Source organism: Streptomyces sp. NPDC088554 (genome assembly GCF_044752945.1).
Classification (GTDB): Bacteria; Actinomycetota; Actinomycetes; order Streptomycetales; family Streptomycetaceae; genus Streptomyces.
Map to the genome: position 1 here is coordinate 226949 of NZ_JBIVMF010000005.1, position 17055 is coordinate 244003.

At 72.8% G+C, this 17055-nt stretch carries 13 protein-coding genes; 9 read left to right on the forward strand and 4 right to left on the reverse strand.

Annotated features, from left to right (window positions below; genetic code table 11):
* Positions 1–27: 27 nt before the first annotated feature.
* The 3 genes from ACIP8W_RS08535 to ACIP8W_RS08545 all read right to left on the reverse strand — a co-directional run bounded on the left by ACIP8W_RS08535 (position 28) and on the right by ACIP8W_RS08545 (position 3426).
* Positions 28–822 (reverse strand): transcriptional regulator, encoded by a 795-nt coding sequence (locus tag ACIP8W_RS08535; RefSeq protein ID WP_401951501.1) that lies wholly within the window; start codon positions 820–822, stop codon positions 28–30.
* A gap of 509 nt (positions 823–1331) precedes the next feature.
* A complete protein-coding gene (locus ACIP8W_RS08540; RefSeq protein ID WP_401951498.1) occupies positions 1332–1775 on the reverse strand; it encodes a hypothetical protein in 444 nt (147 codons plus the stop codon).
* A 211-nt stretch (positions 1776–1986) separates the two neighbouring features.
* Positions 1987–3426: a diaminopimelate decarboxylase gene (locus ACIP8W_RS08545; protein ID WP_401951495.1), complete on the reverse strand. Its 1440-nt coding sequence runs from the start codon at positions 3424–3426 to the stop codon at positions 1987–1989.
* Between the two features lie 103 nt (positions 3427–3529).
* On the opposite strand from ACIP8W_RS08545, the gene hutU reads away from it, so the two are divergent.
* Genes hutU through hutI form a run of 4 tightly spaced genes read left to right on the forward strand, consistent with a single transcriptional unit; the run spans position 3530 to position 9190 of the window.
* On the forward strand, positions 3530–5218 hold the full coding sequence (hutU, locus tag ACIP8W_RS08550; protein ID WP_401951492.1) for a urocanate hydratase: 1689 nt from the start codon (positions 3530–3532) through the stop codon (positions 5216–5218).
* 50 nt (positions 5219–5268) lie between these two features.
* Entirely contained in the window at positions 5269–6477 is a 1209-nt protein-coding gene (locus tag ACIP8W_RS08555) for an allantoate amidohydrolase (RefSeq protein WP_402202464.1), read from the forward strand.
* Complete coding sequence (locus tag ACIP8W_RS08560; RefSeq protein ID WP_402202405.1) at positions 6474–7931, forward strand: formimidoylglutamate deiminase; 1458 nt, start codon at positions 6474–6476, stop codon at positions 7929–7931. The genes ACIP8W_RS08555 and ACIP8W_RS08560 overlap by 4 nt, the downstream gene beginning before the upstream one ends.
* A gap of 47 nt (positions 7932–7978) precedes the next feature.
* Positions 7979–9190 (forward strand): imidazolonepropionase, encoded by a 1212-nt coding sequence (hutI, locus tag ACIP8W_RS08565; protein WP_401951486.1) that lies wholly within the window; start codon positions 7979–7981, stop codon positions 9188–9190.
* Between the two features lie 26 nt (positions 9191–9216).
* On the opposite strand, the gene ACIP8W_RS08570 is transcribed toward hutI, so the two are convergent.
* Positions 9217–10644 (reverse strand): hypothetical protein, encoded by a 1428-nt coding sequence (locus tag ACIP8W_RS08570; protein WP_401951483.1) that lies wholly within the window; start codon positions 10642–10644, stop codon positions 9217–9219.
* A gap of 140 nt (positions 10645–10784) precedes the next feature.
* On the opposite strand from ACIP8W_RS08570, the gene ACIP8W_RS08575 reads away from it, so the two are divergent.
* From ACIP8W_RS08575 to ACIP8W_RS08595, 5 genes are all read left to right on the forward strand, one after another.
* The gene (locus ACIP8W_RS08575; RefSeq protein ID WP_401951481.1) at positions 10785–11258 is read left to right on the forward strand and encodes a DUF6415 family natural product biosynthesis protein; all 474 of its coding nucleotides are present in this window, start codon (positions 10785–10787) and stop codon (positions 11256–11258) included.
* 231 nt (positions 11259–11489) lie between these two features.
* Positions 11490–12683: a GNAT family N-acetyltransferase gene (locus ACIP8W_RS08580; protein ID WP_401951478.1), complete on the forward strand. Its 1194-nt coding sequence runs from the start codon at positions 11490–11492 to the stop codon at positions 12681–12683.
* Positions 12684–12720: 37 nt separating this feature from the next.
* Positions 12721–14220: a glycosyltransferase gene (locus ACIP8W_RS08585; RefSeq protein WP_402202406.1), complete on the forward strand. Its 1500-nt coding sequence runs from the start codon at positions 12721–12723 to the stop codon at positions 14218–14220.
* Positions 14217–15038 (forward strand): polysaccharide deacetylase family protein, encoded by an 822-nt coding sequence (locus ACIP8W_RS08590; protein WP_401951472.1) that lies wholly within the window; start codon positions 14217–14219, stop codon positions 15036–15038. The genes ACIP8W_RS08585 and ACIP8W_RS08590 overlap by 4 nt, the downstream gene beginning before the upstream one ends.
* Positions 15035–16975, forward strand: coding sequence for a hypothetical protein (locus tag ACIP8W_RS08595; protein ID WP_402202407.1), 1941 nt, complete (start codon positions 15035–15037; stop codon positions 16973–16975). The genes ACIP8W_RS08590 and ACIP8W_RS08595 overlap by 4 nt, the downstream gene beginning before the upstream one ends.
* Positions 16976–17055 lie beyond the last annotated feature (80 nt).

The following is a 17055-nucleotide window of genomic DNA, read 5'->3' on the forward strand; positions in this document are numbered from 1 at the left end:
CCGGATGACGGTGGATGGGACGGGGGGTCACAGGGCTGCCTCCAGGGCGTCGCGTAGTCGGCGTAACAGGGCGATGTCCGGGTCGCCGGAGACGGTGGCGACCCACGCGGGAAGCGTCGGGGGCGCGGCCGTCGGCGGCTCGTCCGGCGTCTCGACGAGCCCGGCCGCTGCCAGCCGCCGGATGTCGAGAAGGGTGTGGAACGCGGGCCGGCCCAGGGCCCAGGCGATGGCCACCGGGGTACGTACGCCGTCGGCCAGTTCCAGCAGCAGCCGCTGGCGGCGGGTGACGGCCTGGCCCGGGGCGGGGGGCCGGGCGACCACGGGGGCGGTGTCGACGGCCGCGTACGGCCAGACATGGTCGAGGAGTTCGCGCCGGCGCCGTGTCTCGCGCTCGACCGCCGGCGCGGATACGGGACGTACGGGACCGATCCAGTGCTCCACCCCGTAACGGAACCGGGTCGGTCCGCTGCCGGGGGAGAGCACGAAGAAGGCGGCGTCGAACAACGCGCCCAGATGGCATATCTCCAGCTCACCTCTGTGTATTCGGCCGCTGTCGACGAGGAACCGGCCGACCTCGCGACGGGTCCCCGCCCGGTCCACCGCCTCCTCCCAGCCCTCCCGGGGTAATCGGCCGCCCCGGGTGAGGAGGACGTCGATGCCGGGGGCGGCGGGGCTCTCCGCGTGTACGACGCGGCCCTCGGCCAGATAGAGCGTGCCGTGATCGCGGAGCAGCGCGCCGGTCGCGCGCTCCCGGGCGAGACGGACGAGCATCGGGGAGAGGGAGGACCGGATGGAGGAGAGGGTGTAGGGCGGGGCTTCCATACCGGCGGCCCCGGCGGCCCCGGCGGCCCCGGAGGTTCCAGTGGCTCCGGCGGTCCCGGCGGTCTCGATGGCACCGGCGGCTCCGGTGGCTCCGGTGGTCCCGGCGGCTCCGAGGGCTCCGGCGGTCCCGGCAGCCCCGGCGGCCCCGGCGGCCCCGGCGGCCCCGGCGGCCCCGGCGGTTCCAGTGGCTCCGGCGGCCCCGGCGGTCTCGATGGCACCGGCGGTTCCGGTGGCTCCGAGGGCTCCGAAGGTTCCAGTGGCTCCGGTGGTTCCGGTGGCTCCGAGGGCTCCGGCGGTCCCGGCAGCCCCGGCGGTCCCCGTGGCCCCGGTGGCTCCGAGGGCTCCGGCGGTCCCGGTGATCTCAGTTGTTCCTGTGGTTCTTGTGGTTTCTGTGGGTCTGGAGGTCCCTGGGACCCCGGCAGCCCCCGTGGCCCTGGAGGCCCTGGAGGCCCCGGCAGCCCCGGCAGTCCCGGCAGCTCCGGCAGTCCCCGTGGTCCCGGCGTTCGCGCTCACTCCAGCACCAGCCGCTCGGCGAGCCTGCCCAGTCTGATCCGGGCGAGCGCGAGGTTGCCGCTGTCGCGGTCGAGCCACAGATGGAGGAAGACGCTGCTGTCGAACGTCGTCTCGACAAAGCTGATGATGTGATAGCCGGTACGGGTGGTGACGATGAGGTCCTCTACGGGTGGGCCCTTGTCGCTCTCCCCGGCGCTGATTCTCGCGGCGGTCGTCGGGGCCATGGCTGTCGGGGGCATGGCTGCCGTGGGGGCGAACGCGGAGTACTCCGCCGCCGCCCTGGCCAGCTCGGCCGTCTCGGCGGCGGTGGCCTCGTGGTCACCGTTGGGCGATTCCCCCGCTGTGCCGAGCGCCAGCCCGCTCGTCCAGTCGACAATCGCCGCACCGAGCGCTCCCGGCAGGCTCATCGCCTCCGATAGGCATGCATCGATTCCGGGCACGCGGACTCCCCTCCCAGCCGGGCGTGCGGGCGCACTGTCGTGTGGCAGTAACCGCGAGATTACGCAACGTTCGTGGGTCGGGTGGGAGTTCTGGCATTTTCCATCGGAACATGCATGCGGAGGGTGGACATGGTCTATAGGGGGTGGACGGGGCGGACGCGCATGTTCGGCCACTCCGTTCCGTACGCCTCCGGGACCCGGGCGTACGGGGTCAGTGATCCAGGAGCGCGTCGGGGCGGTCGCCGCCGGACTCGGCGACGATCTCCTCGACGGTCTGCGCCGCCCGTACGGACAGGAAGCGGACCCCGGTCGCGCCGGTCGCGTCCGGGGCGGTGGTGAAGCCGTGAACGGCGGGACGGACGAGGCTGTTGTAGGCGTAGTGGTGGGCGAAGTAGTACGCGCCGGTGTCGAGCGCGGCGACGAGGTCACCCTGCTCCAGCAGCGGCAGCGGCCGGTTCGCGGCGAGCAGATCGCCCGCGAAGCAGGCGGGGCCCGCGATGTCCTGGGCCACGGCGGGACCGGTCCGCGGGCGGCCTTCCGCGTCATAGGCGGCGATGCGCAGCGGCCAGGAGGCCGGGTCGTACACCGTACGGGTGGCGATCTGCGCGCCCGCATGGGTCACCGCGATCGGACGGCCCCCGGCCGACTTGGCGTACTCGACGCGGGCGAGGATCGTGCCGTGCTCGGCGAGCAGCGAGCGACCGAATTCGGTCACCAGGCCGTAGCGCCCGTCCAGTAGCTCCGGGACGGTGGCCTTCAGCAGTTGGGCGTAGTCGGCGTACGTCGGCGTCTGGTCGTCGGAGGCGAAATTGACCGGGAGGCCACCGCCGATATCGATGGTCCCGACCTGGCGGTGGCCGGCCGCCGCGTTGATCTCCTCGGCCAGTTCGTAGACCGCGCGTACGCCCCGCGCCATCAGCTCCAGCGGAACGCCCTGCGAGCCGGAGTGGGTGTGCAGCCGGGTCAGCCAGGGGCGGTCGAGGAAGGCCCGGACGACCTGGGCGCGGGCGCCCTCGTCGCGCAGCGCCACGCCGAACTTGGAGGTGGCGGTCGCCGTGGACAGCGCGCCGATGGAACCGGCGCCGGTCTGCGGATTGATTCGCAGCCCGAGCGGCGGGGGCGTGGCGTCGGTCGCGCCGACCAGGGCGTCGAGCCGGGCCAGCTCCTGCGGGTTGTCGGCGTTGACGGCGATGCCCAGGGCGAGCGCCTCGCGCAGCTCGGCGCGGGTCTTGGCGGGCGAGTCGAGGACGATCCGGTCCGGTCGTATCCCCGCCGCCCGCGCGAGCGCCAGCTCCCCGGGGCTCGCGACCTCGGCGCCGATGCCCTCGGCGTCGAGCAGCCGCAGTACGGGGACGAGCGGCGCGGCCTTGACGGCGAAGGCGTGCAGCACGGGCGTACCCGGCGCGGTGACCTCCGCGAAGGCGGCACGGAGCGCGGCGGCCGAGGCGCGGATTCCGGCCACGTCCAGCAGGGCGACGACCGGCTCGGCCTCGCTGACCAGGCCCTGGGCCGCGGCGGCGCGTACGGCGAGATCGCGGCGGGCCGCGTGCCGGTGGGGGGTGTCGGGGCTGCCGCCCGGGGCGCTGCGCGGGGTGTCGTACCGGCTGTCGTGAGGGCCGTCGTACCGGCCGGGGTGCGCGGTGGGAGCCATGTGCGCCAGCCAATCATCCGGCGATCCGGCCCGCAGCCGTTGACTACAAGTATTCAGTCAGAGAGGATGTGAATAAGTAATGGACTTCGGAGGAGGCATCGCCATGTCAGGACCCCGCCCCGTACGGGCGCCGCGCGGTACGGAACTGAGCGCCCTGGGCTGGCAGCAGGAAGCCGCCCTCCGCATGCTCCAGAACAACCTCGACCCCGAGGTCGCCGAGCACCCCGACAAGCTCGTCGTCTACGGCGGCACCGGCAAGGCCGCCCGCGACTGGCGCTCCTACGACGCCATGGTCCGTACGCTGCGCACCCTCAAGCAGGACGAGACGATGCTCGTCCAGTCCGGCCGTCCGGTGGGCGTGATGCAGACCCACGAGTGGGCGCCGCGCGTGCTGCTCGCCAACTCCAACCTGGTCGGCGACTGGGCGAACTGGGAGGAGTTCCGGCGCCTGGAGGCGCTCGGGCTCACCATGTACGGGCAGATGACGGCCGGGTCCTGGATCTACATCGGCACCCAGGGCATCCTCCAGGGCACGTACGAGACGTTCGCCGCCGTCGCCGCGAAGAAGTTCAACGGCACCCTCGCCGGGACCATCACCCTCACCGCCGGTCTGGGCGGTATGGGCGGTGCCCAGCCGCTGGCCGTGACCATGAACGACGGCGTCGCGATCTGCATCGACTGCGACCCGCGCGCCATCGAGCGCCGGATCGAGCACCGCTACCTCGATGTGAAGGCCGACTCGCTGGAGCACGCCCTCCAGCTCGCCGTCGAGGCCCGCGACGCGCGCCGCCCGCTCTCCATCGGTCTGCTCGGCAACGCGGCCGAACTGCTGCCGCGCATGCTCGCCGAGAGCGCGCCCATCGACATCGTCACGGACCAGACATCCGCCCACGACCCGCTGTCCTACCTCCCCATCGGCGTCGACTTCGACGACATGGCCTCCTACGCGGCCGAGAAGCCCGCCGACTTCACCCTGCGCTCGCGGGAGGCGATGGCCCGCCACGTCGAGGCGATGGTCGGCTTCATGGACGCGGGCGCCGAGGTCTTCGACTACGGCAACTCCATCCGCGGCGAGGCCCAGCTCGCCGGGTACGACCGGGCGTTCGCCTTCCCCGGCTTCGTCCCCGCCTACATCCGGCCGCTGTTCTGCGAGGGCAAGGGCCCCTTCCGCTGGGCCGCCCTGTCCGGCGAGGCGTCCGACATCCACAAGACCGACAAGGCGATGCTGGAGCTGTTCCCGGAGAACGAGTCGCTGGCCCGCTGGATCAAGCTGGCCGGGGAGCGCGTCCACTTCCAGGGACTGCCCGCCCGTATCTGCTGGCTCGGCTACGGCGAGCGCGACAAGGCCGGCGAGCGCTTCAACGACATGGTCGCCTCCGGTGAACTCGCCGCCCCGCTCGTCATCGGCCGCGACCACCTCGACTGCGGCTCCGTCGCCTCCCCGTACCGCGAGACCGAGGCCATGCTCGACGGCTCCGACGCCATCGCGGACTGGCCGCTGCTCAACGCCATGGTCAACGTCGCCTCCGGCGCGTCCTGGGTCTCCATCCACCACGGCGGCGGCGTCGGCATGGGCCGCTCCCTGCACGCCGGACAGGTCACCGTCGCGGACGGCACGAAGCTCGCCGGGGAGAAGATCCGCCGCGTCCTGACCAACGACCCCGGCATGGGCGTCATCCGCCACGTCGACGCCGGTTACGACATCGCGGACACGGTCGCCGACGAGCGCGACGTCCGCATCCCCATGCGCGAGGGCGACGACGCACCCGTGCGCGAGGGCGGCGAGGCGTGACCCTCCAGTCCTCCCCGGAGCGGCCCGTGGGCTCCTCCTCCTTCCACGAGATGTGGAAGGAGCTGGCGCCCATCGGCCGGGACTCCGGCAGCGGCGGCTACCGCCGCTACGCATGGACCGCCGCCGACACCGACTGCCGCGCCTGGTTCCGCGCGCAGGCCGAGTCCCGGGGGCTGACGTACGAACTCGACCGCAACGGCAACCAGTGGGCCTGGCTCGGCGACCCGCTCGCCGGGGACGCCGTCGTCACCGGGTCGCACCTGGACTCCGTACCGGACGGCGGCGCCTTCGACGGGCCGCTCGGTGTCGTCTCCTCCTTCGCCGCGCTCGACGAACTGCGCCGCCGGGAAGCCCGGCTCACCAGGCCGCTGGCCATCACCAACTTCGGTGACGAGGAAGGCGCCCGCTTCGGACTGGCCTGTGTCGGCTCCCGGCTCACCGCCGGACAGCTCACCGCGGAGAAGGCGTACGAGCTGCGCGACGGCGACGGCGTCCCGCTGCCGAAGGCGATGGAGGCCGCCGGACACGACCCGTCCACCATCGGCCCCGACCCCGAACGGCTGGCCCGGATCGGCGCCTTCATCGAGCTGCACGTCGAACAGGGGCGCGCCCTCGACCTCTCCGGTGACCCCGTCGGCATCGCCTCCGCGATCTGGCCGCACGGCCGCTGGCGGTTCGACTTCCGGGGCGAGGCCAACCACGCGGGCACCACTCGCCTCGCCGACCGCCGCGACCCGATGCTCACGTACGCCGAGACCGTCCTCGCGGCCCGCCGGGAGGCGGAGCTGGCCGGGGCCCTCGCCACCTTCGGCAAGATCTCCGTCGAACCCAACGGCGTCAACGCCATCCCCTCCCTCGTCCGTGGCTGGCTGGACTCCCGCGCCGCCGACCAGTCCGCCCTGGACGCCGTCGTCACCGGGATCGAGACCGCCGCCCGCGCCCACGCGGACCGCGCCGGGATCGATCTGCGGGTGGTACGGGAGTCGTTCACCCCCGTGGTCGAGTTCGAGCACGCCCTGCGGGACGAGCTGGGCAGGATCCTCGGCTCCGGCAGGAACACCCCGCTCGCCGTGCCCGTCCTCGGGACGGGCGCCGGACACGACGCCGGGATCCTCTCCGGGTCCATTCCGACCGCCATGCTGTTCGTACGGAACCCCACAGGTGTCTCGCACTCCCCGGCCGAATACGCCGCCGAGGACGACTGCGTGGCCGGGGTCCTGGCACTCGCCGACGTACTGGAAGGACTCGCGTGCGCATGAGCCCGGCCCCCGCCTCCGCCACGTATTGGCTGGAACACGCCTGGCTGGAGCCCGCCCCGGACACGGTCCCGGACACGGACACGGTCCCGGGCTCGGCCCCCGGCGCGGACAGCGCGCCGCGTGCCGAGACGGCGGCCGTCCGGTCGGGCGTCGTCGTCGAGACCTCGGGCGGCCGGATCACCGGCATCCGCACCGGGGTCACCGCCCCGCCCCCCGGGGCCACGGCCCTGCGCGGGCTGACCGTCCCCGGCCTGGCCAACGCCCACTCGCACGCCTTCCACCGCGCCCTGCGCTCCACCGTCCAGGTCGGCTCCGGGACCTTCTGGACCTGGCGCGAGGTGATGTACGGCGTGGCCGCCCGGCTCACCCCGGACTCGTACCACGCGCTCGCCCGCGCGGTGTACGCCGAGATGGCGCTCGCCGGCATCACGGCGGTCGGGGAGTTCCACTACCTCCACCACGCGCCCGGCGGGGTGCCCTACGACAACCCGAACGCGATGGGGGAGGCCCTGATCGCCGCGGCCGGGGAGGCCGGGATCCGGATCACCCTCCTCGACACCGCCTATCTCTCCGCCGGCCTCTCGGACCGGCCCGGCGGCGTGCCCCCGGGCGAGGAGCAGCTCCGCTTCTCCGACACCCACGCCACCCTCTGGGCGGAACGCGCCTCGGCGCTCGCCGCCGCCCACCGGGACAGCGAGCACGCCCTGATCGGCGCCGCCATCCACTCCGTACGCGCCGTACCCGCCGAGCAGCTCTCCACCGTCGCCGCGTGGGCCGAGTCCCACCGGGCCCCCCTCCATGTGCACCTCTCCGAGCAGACCGCGGAGAACGACGCCTGCCTCGCCGTCCACGGCCGCACCCCCACCCGTCTCCTCGCCGACCACGGCGTCCTGGGCGCCCGCACCACCGGCGTCCACAACACCCATCTCACCGACGAGGACATCGCCCTGCTGGGCGACTCCCGCACCGGCACCTGCATGTGCCCCACCACGGAACGCGACCTGGCGGACGGCATCGGCCCGGCGGTCCGCCTCCAGCGCGCGGGCTCGCCGCTCTCGCTCGGCAGCGACAGCCACGCCGTGATCGACGTACTCGAAGAAGCGCGCGCGATGGAACTGAACGAACGCCTGCGCTCCCGCACCCGGGGCCACTGGCCGGCGGCGGCCCTCCTCCGGGCCGCCAGCGCCGACGGCCACGCGGCCCTCGGCCGCCCCGACGCGGGCCGGATCGCCCGGGGCGCGCCCGCGGACTTCGCCACGATCGCGCTGGACTCCGTCAGAACAGCGGGCGCACCGCCGCGACTCGGAGCCGAGACCGCCGTATTCGCCGCCTCCGCGGCGGACGTACGCCATACCGTGGTCGGCGGCCGTCATGTCGTACGGGACGGGGTCCACACCCTGGTCCCCGATGTCCCCGCGGCACTCGCCGAATCCATCGCAGCCCTGCGCGGCTGAGAGCCGCCCGACAGGCTCCGAGGCCACCGAAGGAGAGCATCCACGTCATGACGACGACCGCCACGCCCCCCACGGCCCCCACCAGCACCGTCATCACCAACATCGCCGGTCTGGTCACCAACGACCCCTCTCTCGGTGACGGAACGCCCCTCGGTCTGATCCAGGACGCGGCCGTCGTCATCGACGGCGACCGCATCGCCTGGGTCGGTGAATCAAGCAAAGCACCCGCCACTGACAACGCCGTCGACGCGGGCGGCCGGGCGGCCGTCCCGGGCTTCGTCGACTCCCACTCCCACCTGGTCTTCGCGGGCGACCGCACCCAGGAGTTCAACGCCCGGATGTCCGGCCGCGCCTACTCCGCGGGCGGCATCCGGACCACCGTCGCCGCCACCCGCGCCGCGACCGACACCGAGCTGAGCGCCAACCTCGCCCGCTACCTCGCCGAGGCCGCCCGCCAGGGCACCACGACCCAGGAGACCAAGTCGGGCTACGGCCTGACCGTCCAGGACGAGGCCCGCGCCCTGCGGATCGCCCGCGAACAGACCGAGGAAGTCACCTATCTGGGTGCCCATGTCGTCCCGGCCGAGTACGCCGACGACCCCGCCGGCTACGTCGCGCTCGTCACCGGGGAGATGCTGGACGCCTGCGCCCCGTACGCCCGTTGGGTCGACGTCTTCTGCGAGCAGGGCGCGTTCGACGGCGACCAGGCCCGTGCGATCCTCACCGCCGGTCTGGCGAAGGGGCTGCTGCCCCGCGTCCACGCCAACCAGCTCTCCTACGGCCCCGGCGTACAGCTCGCCGTGGAACTCGGCGCAGCCTCCGCCGACCACTGCACCCATCTGACCGACGCGGATGTCGACGCCCTCGCCCACGGCGACACCGTCGCCACGCTCCTCCCCGGCGCGGAGTTCTCCACCCGAGCCCAGTGGCCCGACGCCCGCAGGCTGCTCGACGCGGGGGCGACCGTCGCGCTCTCCACGGACTGCAACCCGGGCTCGTCCTTCACCTCGTCGATGCCGTTCTGCATCGCCCTCGCCGTACGCGACATGGGCATGACCCCGGACGAGGCCGTGTGGTCCGCCACCGCGGGCGGCGCGAGCGCCCTGCGCCGCGCCGACCTCGGCCGGATCACCCCCGGTGCCCGCGCCGACCTCGCCCTGCTGGACGCCCCGAGCCATGTGCACCTGGCCTACCGCCCGGGGGTCCCGCTCGTCTCGGCGGTCTGGCGACGCGGGACGCGGATCCACGGGAGCGACTGAGCCGCCCCTGAACAGGCAGGCCGGCTCTACGCCTTCAGCACCGCCACCTCTTCCATCCTGGGCCGCAGGTTCTGTACGGCACGTGTCTTCGCGTACGGCCTCAGACGCCGTCGCATCGTCTCGAAGTGCTCGTCACCCCGGGCCGACGACACGTGTTCGTACTCCTCCAGGAACTGCGCCCAACTGTCGCACGCCGCCTCCAGATGCCCCAGTTCGAGCTGGCGCTGCGCCAGTACGGCGAGGAAGTGCACGCGGCCCTGGCGTTCGTTCTTGCGCTGGACCCGCAGGGACTGCTGGAGCGCCGAGATGGACCCCGGCAGGTCCTTGAACTCGTACAGCACGTGCGACACATGGAAGAGGTACGCGGTCCTGTCGTATCCCCCCACCGACTCGCGGCGGTCGTCCGCCCTGGCCAGCGCCGCCTCGGTCTGCCGGAGCCGGTCCAGGGCCCGGCGTTTGTCGCCGACCATGGCGGCGGCATGTGCCTGCTGTCCGGAAAGGAATGCCTGGAGGCGCGGCTCGGCCTTCGGCGATGCCTCGGCGGCCGAGTCGGCCAGCTCCAGGGCGCGTCTGCCGTAACCGAGGTTCGACGCCTGGAGGGACATGCCGCGCAGGGTGCGGCAGTACGTGAGGTGGTCCTCGGCGGCCCCCGCCAGCTCCAGGGCGCGGAGGTAGTAGCGCTGGCCGAGGCCGTGGGCCCGCTCGTACATCGCCATCCACCCGGTCAGGTAGACCAGATCGGAGGCGGCTGCCAGCATGTCGTTCCGTACCCCCTCGGCCGCTTCCGCCGTCAGCCACGGCATGACCGTGTTCACCAGGAACGCGGCGGCCATCGGGCGTGCGTGGCCTCCACCCAGTTCATCCAGAATGTCTGCTATTCGGTCCGTCATTGTGCGTACGGCCTGTACTTGAGGGGCGCCGATCCTGACCGTCCGCTTTCCCGGGGTGGCGGCCGACGGGGTGGCGGCATGCGCCAGATCGGGGAACAGCGGCACCACGACAGCGGCGGAGAACAGCCCCGCGGCGATCAGACTCCGGCGTGACGGGTCCATGTCCGCCCTCCCCATATCGACCAGTTCTTCGAGCGTGTTGACACCGGAAGAGGCAGTTGAGCCGGGTGATCCGGCGACGGAGGAGGAAAGCGGGGAGAAAGGCGAGGCGGGCGATCCCGGAGCGCCCGACGTGCCGAAGTTCGAGGTCGGCAGTCCGGCCTCGGCATGGGTGACAGGACGGCTCAGCTTCCGTGAGAAAGCCTCCACGATCAGTGGCCTGACCTGGTCCTTGGGTGTGGTGCCCGCGACCCAGTGAGAGACCGCCGACTGATCGTAGTGAAGTTTGAGACCGGCTTCGGCGCCCATGCGATTGATGATCTGTGCGAACTGGGAACGGGACCACTTCGCCTGCGCGAGCAGGGCGGCCAGGCCGGTATTGGGTGTGCGTGAATTACTCGCCATGTTTCCAACTCCCCCAGTGCGTTCATGGCTTTCATCATCAGACCTGTACTCCACGGTACTCGCGGAGGGTGGCGGCGCGGTTCTCTCTTTGTAGAGGCACAGCAGCAGAGCACACAAAGACGGGGGTCAAGGTGACCACAGTGACAGACGACAGAACAGGTGGCACAGGCGAAAACGCGCACACCACGCACACCACGCCGGCTGCCCGGACGAACCGCACCGTTCGTACCACCCATCCCACCCATCCCATCGACACCGCCGACACCACCGACGCCGAATCCCTCTCCTCCCTGGACGTCGACGCCATCGGCTTCGACGCCGACCGCGCCCTCGCCCCGCACCGGATGATGCCGCCACCCGCGGAGATCACCGACCTCACCGTCCGGCTCATCGGCCACGGGGCACGGCTCGTCGCGATCGTCGAGTCGATCCCCGAGTCCGAGCATTCGGTACGGGCCAAGGGCGCGCTCAAGGACTGGTACGACCTGACCGACTGCGGCCCCGGTGACGGGGCCATGGCCAACTGGGTCCATATGCGCGCGATGGCGCGTATGTGCCGCACCTTCATGGAGTACCTGCGGACCCGGGAGCGCGAGGGCCGGCGCCGGTCATGACACCCGAGGCGAAACACCATGCATGGTTCGTCGTCGCGGTCTGCACGCTCGGGCTGACGATCGCTCTCGCCGTCGGGCTGCGCCTATGAGCGTATGAACAAACATCCGTCACCGGATGGGCGAGTGGCACTGTCCCGGAATGATTTCGCCCGGTACCGTCCTTTCGAGCGGGGTGGGGACCGGGGGGTCGAGTTGAGCGAGGTACGCAGTGCTGCGCGCACGCACATCCGTGTGGTGGCACCGGGGGAGCTGAGCGAGGCGGACGCCGAGACATGGCGCGCACTGCGCGCCATGTCGGGCGCGCCCGACAATCCGTTCATGGAGCCGGAATTCACCCGGGCGGTCGGGTTGGTACGCCCGGGGGCCCGGGTCGCCGTCGTACAAGAAGTCGCACAAGGAGCCCAAGAAGTCGCACGAGGAGCCGTGCAGGGAGCCGTGCAAGAAATACAGGGAACGCAAGAAGCCCAAGGAACGCGAGAAGTACAAGAAATACAGAAAGAGGAGCCGATCGGCTTCTTTCCGTACGAGAAGGGCCTGCTGGGCCGGGGCAGGGCCATCGGCCTCGGCGTGTCCGACTGCCAGGGCGCGGTGTTCCGTACCGGCCTGCGGCTCTCGGCGCGCGAGCTGCTCCAGGGCTGCTCCCTCTCCTCCTGGGAGTTCGACAACCTCGAAGCGGGCCAGGGACTGTTCGTCCCCGCCGCCGCCGAGGAGCTGGAGTCCCCGGTCATCGACCTGGGGGAGGGGTACGAGGCGTACGAAGCGGCCCTGCGCGTCCGCTCGCCCAAGTTCTTCCGTACGACGGCCGCCAAGGAGCGCAGGCTCGGCCGACAGGCGGGCGAGGTGCGGTTCGTCTTCGACGAGCGCGACCCGGCCGCCCTGCGCACGCTCATGGAGTGGAAGTCCGCGCAGTACCGCAGGACGGGCCGCCGCGACCGCTTCGCGCAGGACTGGATCAGCGATCTCGTACGACAGCTCGCCCGCACCCGCGCGCCCGGCTGCTCCGGTGTGCTCTCCGTGCTGTACGTGGCCGACCGCCCCGTCGCCGCGCACTTCGGGCTGCGCTCGCGCACCGTCCTGTCCTGCTGGTTCCCGGCGTACGACCCGGAGTTCGCCAAGTACTCCCCGGGGCTCGTCCTCCATCTGCGGATGGCGGAGGCAGCCGCGGCGGCGGGCATCGGGATGCTCGACCTCGGACGCGGGACGGCGGAGTACAAGGACGCGCTCAAGACCGGCGGGCTGCGGGTGTACGAGGGCGCGGCCGCCCGGCCGGGCCCGCGCGCGGCCCTCTCCTGGCTGACCCGCGAACCGTCCCGCCGGGCACACGGTTTCGTACGGGACCGGCCCAGGCTCGCCGGATACGCGCAGCGGGCGCTCAACCGGGTGGGCCGGATCCGGAACAGCAACAGCAGCAGCCGCCGGCAGTGAAGCCGTCCCAGGATCCGCACCCAATTCGGGGGAGCCGATGACGTACACCTCACGCACCTCGTCCGTACCGCGGTTACCCGCGCCGCGCCCCATCGCCGTCGCCGAACTCGATCTCGACGGCCCCGACGGCAAGGTTCTGTCCCTGGTCCCGGCGCCCGGCGGCCCGCCCCCGGGCGAGGGCGACATCTACGCGCTCGTCCGGATCGAGGGCCGCCCGGTGGCCACCGTGCTCGGCCAGGTGAAGCCGGGCGAGGACCCGGCCGAGGCCCTCGCCGCCGCCTTCCGCGCACGGAAGGGCGACCCGTACGAGGACGACGACCCCGGCCCCCGGGCCGCGCCGGCCGGCGGCGACCTCCCCCGTACGACCGTCGTCGTCGCCACCCGCGAGCGCGCCGGACAGCTCGGCCGCGCCCTCGACTCGCTCCTCGCGCAGGACCACCCCGACTTCCGGATCCTCGTCGTCGACAACGCGCCCGTCACCACCGCCACCCGCGACCTCGTCGCGTCCCGCTACGCCGGGCGCGTCGGGTATGTCACCGAACCGCGCCCCGGACTGGCCGTCGCCCACAACCGGGGCATCGCCGACGCGGACGGCGCGGTCATCGCCTTCACGGACGACGACGTCGTCGCCGACCCGCACTGGCTCACCGCGCTCACCGCGCCCTTCGCCGCCGACCCCGCCCTCGGCTGCGCCACCGGCCTGATCCTCCCGGCCCGGCTCACCACCCCCGCGCAGATCCTGCTGGAGAGCCACGGCGGTTTCGCCAAGGGCTTCACCCCCCGGCTGTACGACCCGGCGGGGCCGCCCGCCGACGAGCCGCTGTTCCCGTTCACGGCGGGCAGCTTCGGCTCCGGCGCCAACATGGCGTTCCGCGCCGACGCGTTACGCGCCGTCGGCGGTTTCGACCCGGCCACCGGCACCGGCACCCCCGCCAGGGGCGGCGACGACCTCTACGCCTTCGTACGGATCCTGGCGGCGGGCCACCGGCTGCGCTACACCCCGGAGGCGCTGGTCTGGCACCACCACCGCGAGACCTGGCAGGACCTCAGGAACCAGGCGTACGGATACGGCGCGGGCCTCACCGCGTATCTCACCGCGATCCTGGTCCGCAGGCCCGCGCTGCTGCCCGCCCTGCTCGTCAGGCTCCCGCGCGGACTGGCCCACGCCCGCGCGATCACCGCACACCGGCCGGGCGACGGCGGCGCCGGGGGACCGGCGGCCTCCGCGACGCTCGGGACGCACGGCGCGCGCCACCAGTGGCCGCGCGGGCTCTCCCGGCTGGAGCGCAGGGGCATGCTGTACGGCCCGCTCGGCTACGTGAAGGCGCGCAGGCAGGCCCGCAGCCAGGAACGCGAACGTGCGCGCGGGCGGGAACGGGAGCAGGGGCGGGAACGCGAACGCGATGCGCGCGGGCGGGAACGCGACGCGCGCGGGCGGGAACGCGAACGCGACGCGCGCGGGCAGGGGGAGACGCTTGGGCAGGGGGAGACGCTTGGGCAGGCAGGAGCCCGGAGACGCGAGGAAGGCCCCGTATGAGAACCTCCGCGCCCGCCCCCATCCCCGTCCTCCTCTACCACGCCGTCATGGACGACCCGCCCGCCTGGATCGCCGAATTCACCGTCACGCCCAAGGACTTCGCCGCCCATCTCGACGCCGTCGTCGCCAGCGGCAGGACCGCCGTCCCGGTCAGCGCGCTGGCCGGGCATCTGACGCGCGGCGCGCGGCTGCCCGCCCGGCCCGTCGTGCTCACCTTCGACGACGGCTTCGCCGATCTCCCCGGCCCCACGGCCGAGGCGCTCGCCGCCCGCGCCCTGCCCGGGACCGCCTATCTGACCACCGGGGCGCTCGCCCCCGGCCGTACGAGCCTGCTGCCGCCCGCCCCGATGATGCCGCTCGGCCGGGCGGGCGAACTGGAGCGGTACGGAGTGGAGGTGGGCGCCCACACCGTCACCCATCCCCAACTGGACACGCTGGGACCCGCCGCCCTCGACCGCGAACTCCGCGAGCCGAAGGCCGTACTGGAAGACCTCCTCGGCCACGAGGTGGCGCACCTCGCCTATCCGCACGGCTACAACAACGGCGCGGTGCGCCGGGCGGCCGTGCGCGCGGGGTACGCGTCCGCCGTCGCCGTACGCCATGCCCTCAGCTCGGGCCGCGACGAGACGTACCGCATCGCCCGGCTCATCGTCCGCCGCACCCACACCGTCGCGGACGTCGAGGCGTGGATGGCGGGCGTGGCCGCCAGGGGCGAGCGGACCAGGGTCGCGCCCTTCCCCGACTCGCTGCCGACGCTCGGCTGGCGGCTGTACCGGGGGGCGCGCGCCCGGGTGCGCGGGGCGGAGTTCGCCGGGTGACGCACTCCGACGCACTTCACGCGCGGCTCGGGTACGGGACCGGAGCGGACGCCGGGACGGGAACGGAAGCCGCAGCCACAGTCGGCGCGGGCGCCGCCCCCGTAACGGAACCGGCCGAGGCGCTCCCGCCGCCCCGAAAACCCCGCCGAACCCGCCGCCTCCGCCCCCCGCTCACCTGGTCGCTCCTGCTGACGGCGGCGGCCCTGTGGACCTGGTCGCTGCCCCGGATCGGGTTCCGGGACATCGGGGAGTTCGGGCTCCTCGACCGCTTCCCGATCGCCTTCTACGCCTCGCTGACCGTCCTGACCTGCGGATTCCTGCTCGCCCTCCGCCGGGCGGGCACCGCCCCCCAGTGGCCGTTGACCTACTGCGTCGCCCTCCTGTTCGCCCTCAAGGCGCCGCCCGCGCTGCTCTACGACTCGGTGCGCTACGCCTGGGCGTCCAAGCACGACGCCGTCATCGCCCGGCTGCTGGCCGAGGGGACCGTGCACCCGCACGCCGAGCTGTCCGGCGGGATGTCCGCGTACGACCAGTGGCCGGGGTTCTTCTCGCTCAACGCGGCCCTGATCAGGGCCTTCGGGGTGCAGGGCGCCGCCGCGTACACCAACTGGGCGCCGGTGGTCTTCGGGCTGCTCATCCTGCCCGTCCTGGTGCTGGTCTACCGCACCTTCACCGACGACTGGCGCCTCGTCTGGACCGCCGTCTGGATCTTCCAGCTGGCCAACTGGGTCGGCCAGGACTATCTGGCCCCGCAGGCCCTCGCGTATCTGCTCTTCCTGAGCGTCTTCGCCGTGGTGGTACGCCATTTCGTACGGCCCGGATCCGCCGGGCGGCTGCGCGACCGCTCCCTGATCGACCCGGCGGCGGCCGTGGCGCCACCGTCCACCACCCCGCGCCGGCGGGCGGTCTGCGTCGCGGTCCTCGCGCCGCTGATCGCCGCCGTCAACGCCGCGCACCAACTGACGCCCGTCATGCTCTGCATGACCCTGACGGCGCTCTGTCTGACCCGCCGCTACCGCAACCTCGGGCTGCTCGCCGTCACCGGACTCGCCATGCTGATCTGGGACCTGACGATGGGCCGCGTCCTGTTCCTGGACACGCTCGCCACCCTGCGCGACTCGGCGGGCGACCTGATGAAGAACTCCCGCCCCGGCTTCGCCGGTGAACCGACAGGCCCGGGGCCCGAGTTGGTGGGCGCGGCCAACATCATGATGGTGCTGGTCCTCGGCACGCTCGCCGGCACGGCCGTCCTGCTGCGCCGCCGGCTCGTACGGAGCGCGCTGCCGCTGCTGCTGGCGGCGGCGGCGCCCGTACCGCTGTTCGCCGTCAACGACTACGGCGGCGAAATGCTCTTCCGGGTCTATCTGTTCGGGCTGCCCGGCACCGCCTTCTTCGCCGCCGCCGCGCTCGTCCCGACCGCCGCCGGTACGGGCAGGGCGAGACGGTACGCCCGCCGGACCGCCGCGCTCGCCCTGCCGGTGGCGCTGCTCGCGCTGCTGGCGGGCTTCCTGCCCTCGTACTACGGCAAGGAGGGCATGCAGTACGCGCCTCCGGCCGAGGCCGCGTTCGTCCAGCGGTCCTACGACCGGGCGCCGGACGGGGCGCTGGTCATGGCCGCCACCGGGTCCTTCCCGGGCGCGTACTACCGCTACGACCACTACGAACGCTGGTTCTTCACGGAGCAGGAGGTCCCGGAGAACCTGAAGATGCTGAAGGACCCGGCCGGCTACCTCGACGCGGGCATCCCGGCGGGCCGTCCCGCGTACGTCCTGCTCACGCCGTCCCAGGAGAAGGCCACGATCGGCGAGGGGTATCTCCCGGCGGGCAGTTTCACCCGGATGAGTGAGGCGCTGAAGCGCTCGCCGTACTTCCGGGTGGTGGAGGAGGGCGAGAACGGGCTGTTCCTGGAGCACGTCGAGGAGGAGCCGCGCCGATGACTCGGACACTGGAACAGACCGTCACGGAGCCGCGCCGATGACCGAGGCGCCGGAACAGACCGTCACGGAGCCGCGCCGAT

Excerpts from the sequence above, each read along its gene's own strand:
- ACIP8W_RS08585 (WP_402202406.1), top strand. The coding sequence starts at position 12,721 with ATGACGTACACCTCACGCACCTCGTCCGTACCGCGGTTACCCGCGCCG.
- ACIP8W_RS08555 (WP_402202464.1), top strand. The coding sequence starts at position 5,269 with ATGTGGAAGGAGCTGGCGCCCATCGGCCGGGACTCCGGCAGCGGCGGC.
- ACIP8W_RS08560 (WP_402202405.1), top strand. The coding sequence starts at position 6,474 with ATGAGCCCGGCCCCCGCCTCCGCCACGTATTGGCTGGAACACGCCTGG.
- ACIP8W_RS08535 (WP_401951501.1), bottom strand. The coding sequence starts at position 822 with ATGGAAGCCCCGCCCTACACCCTCTCCTCCATCCGGTCCTCCCTCTCC.
- ACIP8W_RS08570 (WP_401951483.1), bottom strand. The coding sequence starts at position 10,644 with ATGGCGAGTAATTCACGCACACCCAATACCGGCCTGGCCGCCCTGCTC.
- ACIP8W_RS08545 (WP_401951495.1), bottom strand. The coding sequence starts at position 3,426 with ATGGCTCCCACCGCGCACCCCGGCCGGTACGACGGCCCTCACGACAGC.
- hutU (WP_401951492.1), top strand. The coding sequence starts at position 3,530 with ATGTCAGGACCCCGCCCCGTACGGGCGCCGCGCGGTACGGAACTGAGC.
- hutI (WP_401951486.1), top strand. The coding sequence starts at position 7,979 with ATGACGACGACCGCCACGCCCCCCACGGCCCCCACCAGCACCGTCATC.
- ACIP8W_RS08590 (WP_401951472.1), top strand. The coding sequence starts at position 14,217 with ATGAGAACCTCCGCGCCCGCCCCCATCCCCGTCCTCCTCTACCACGCC.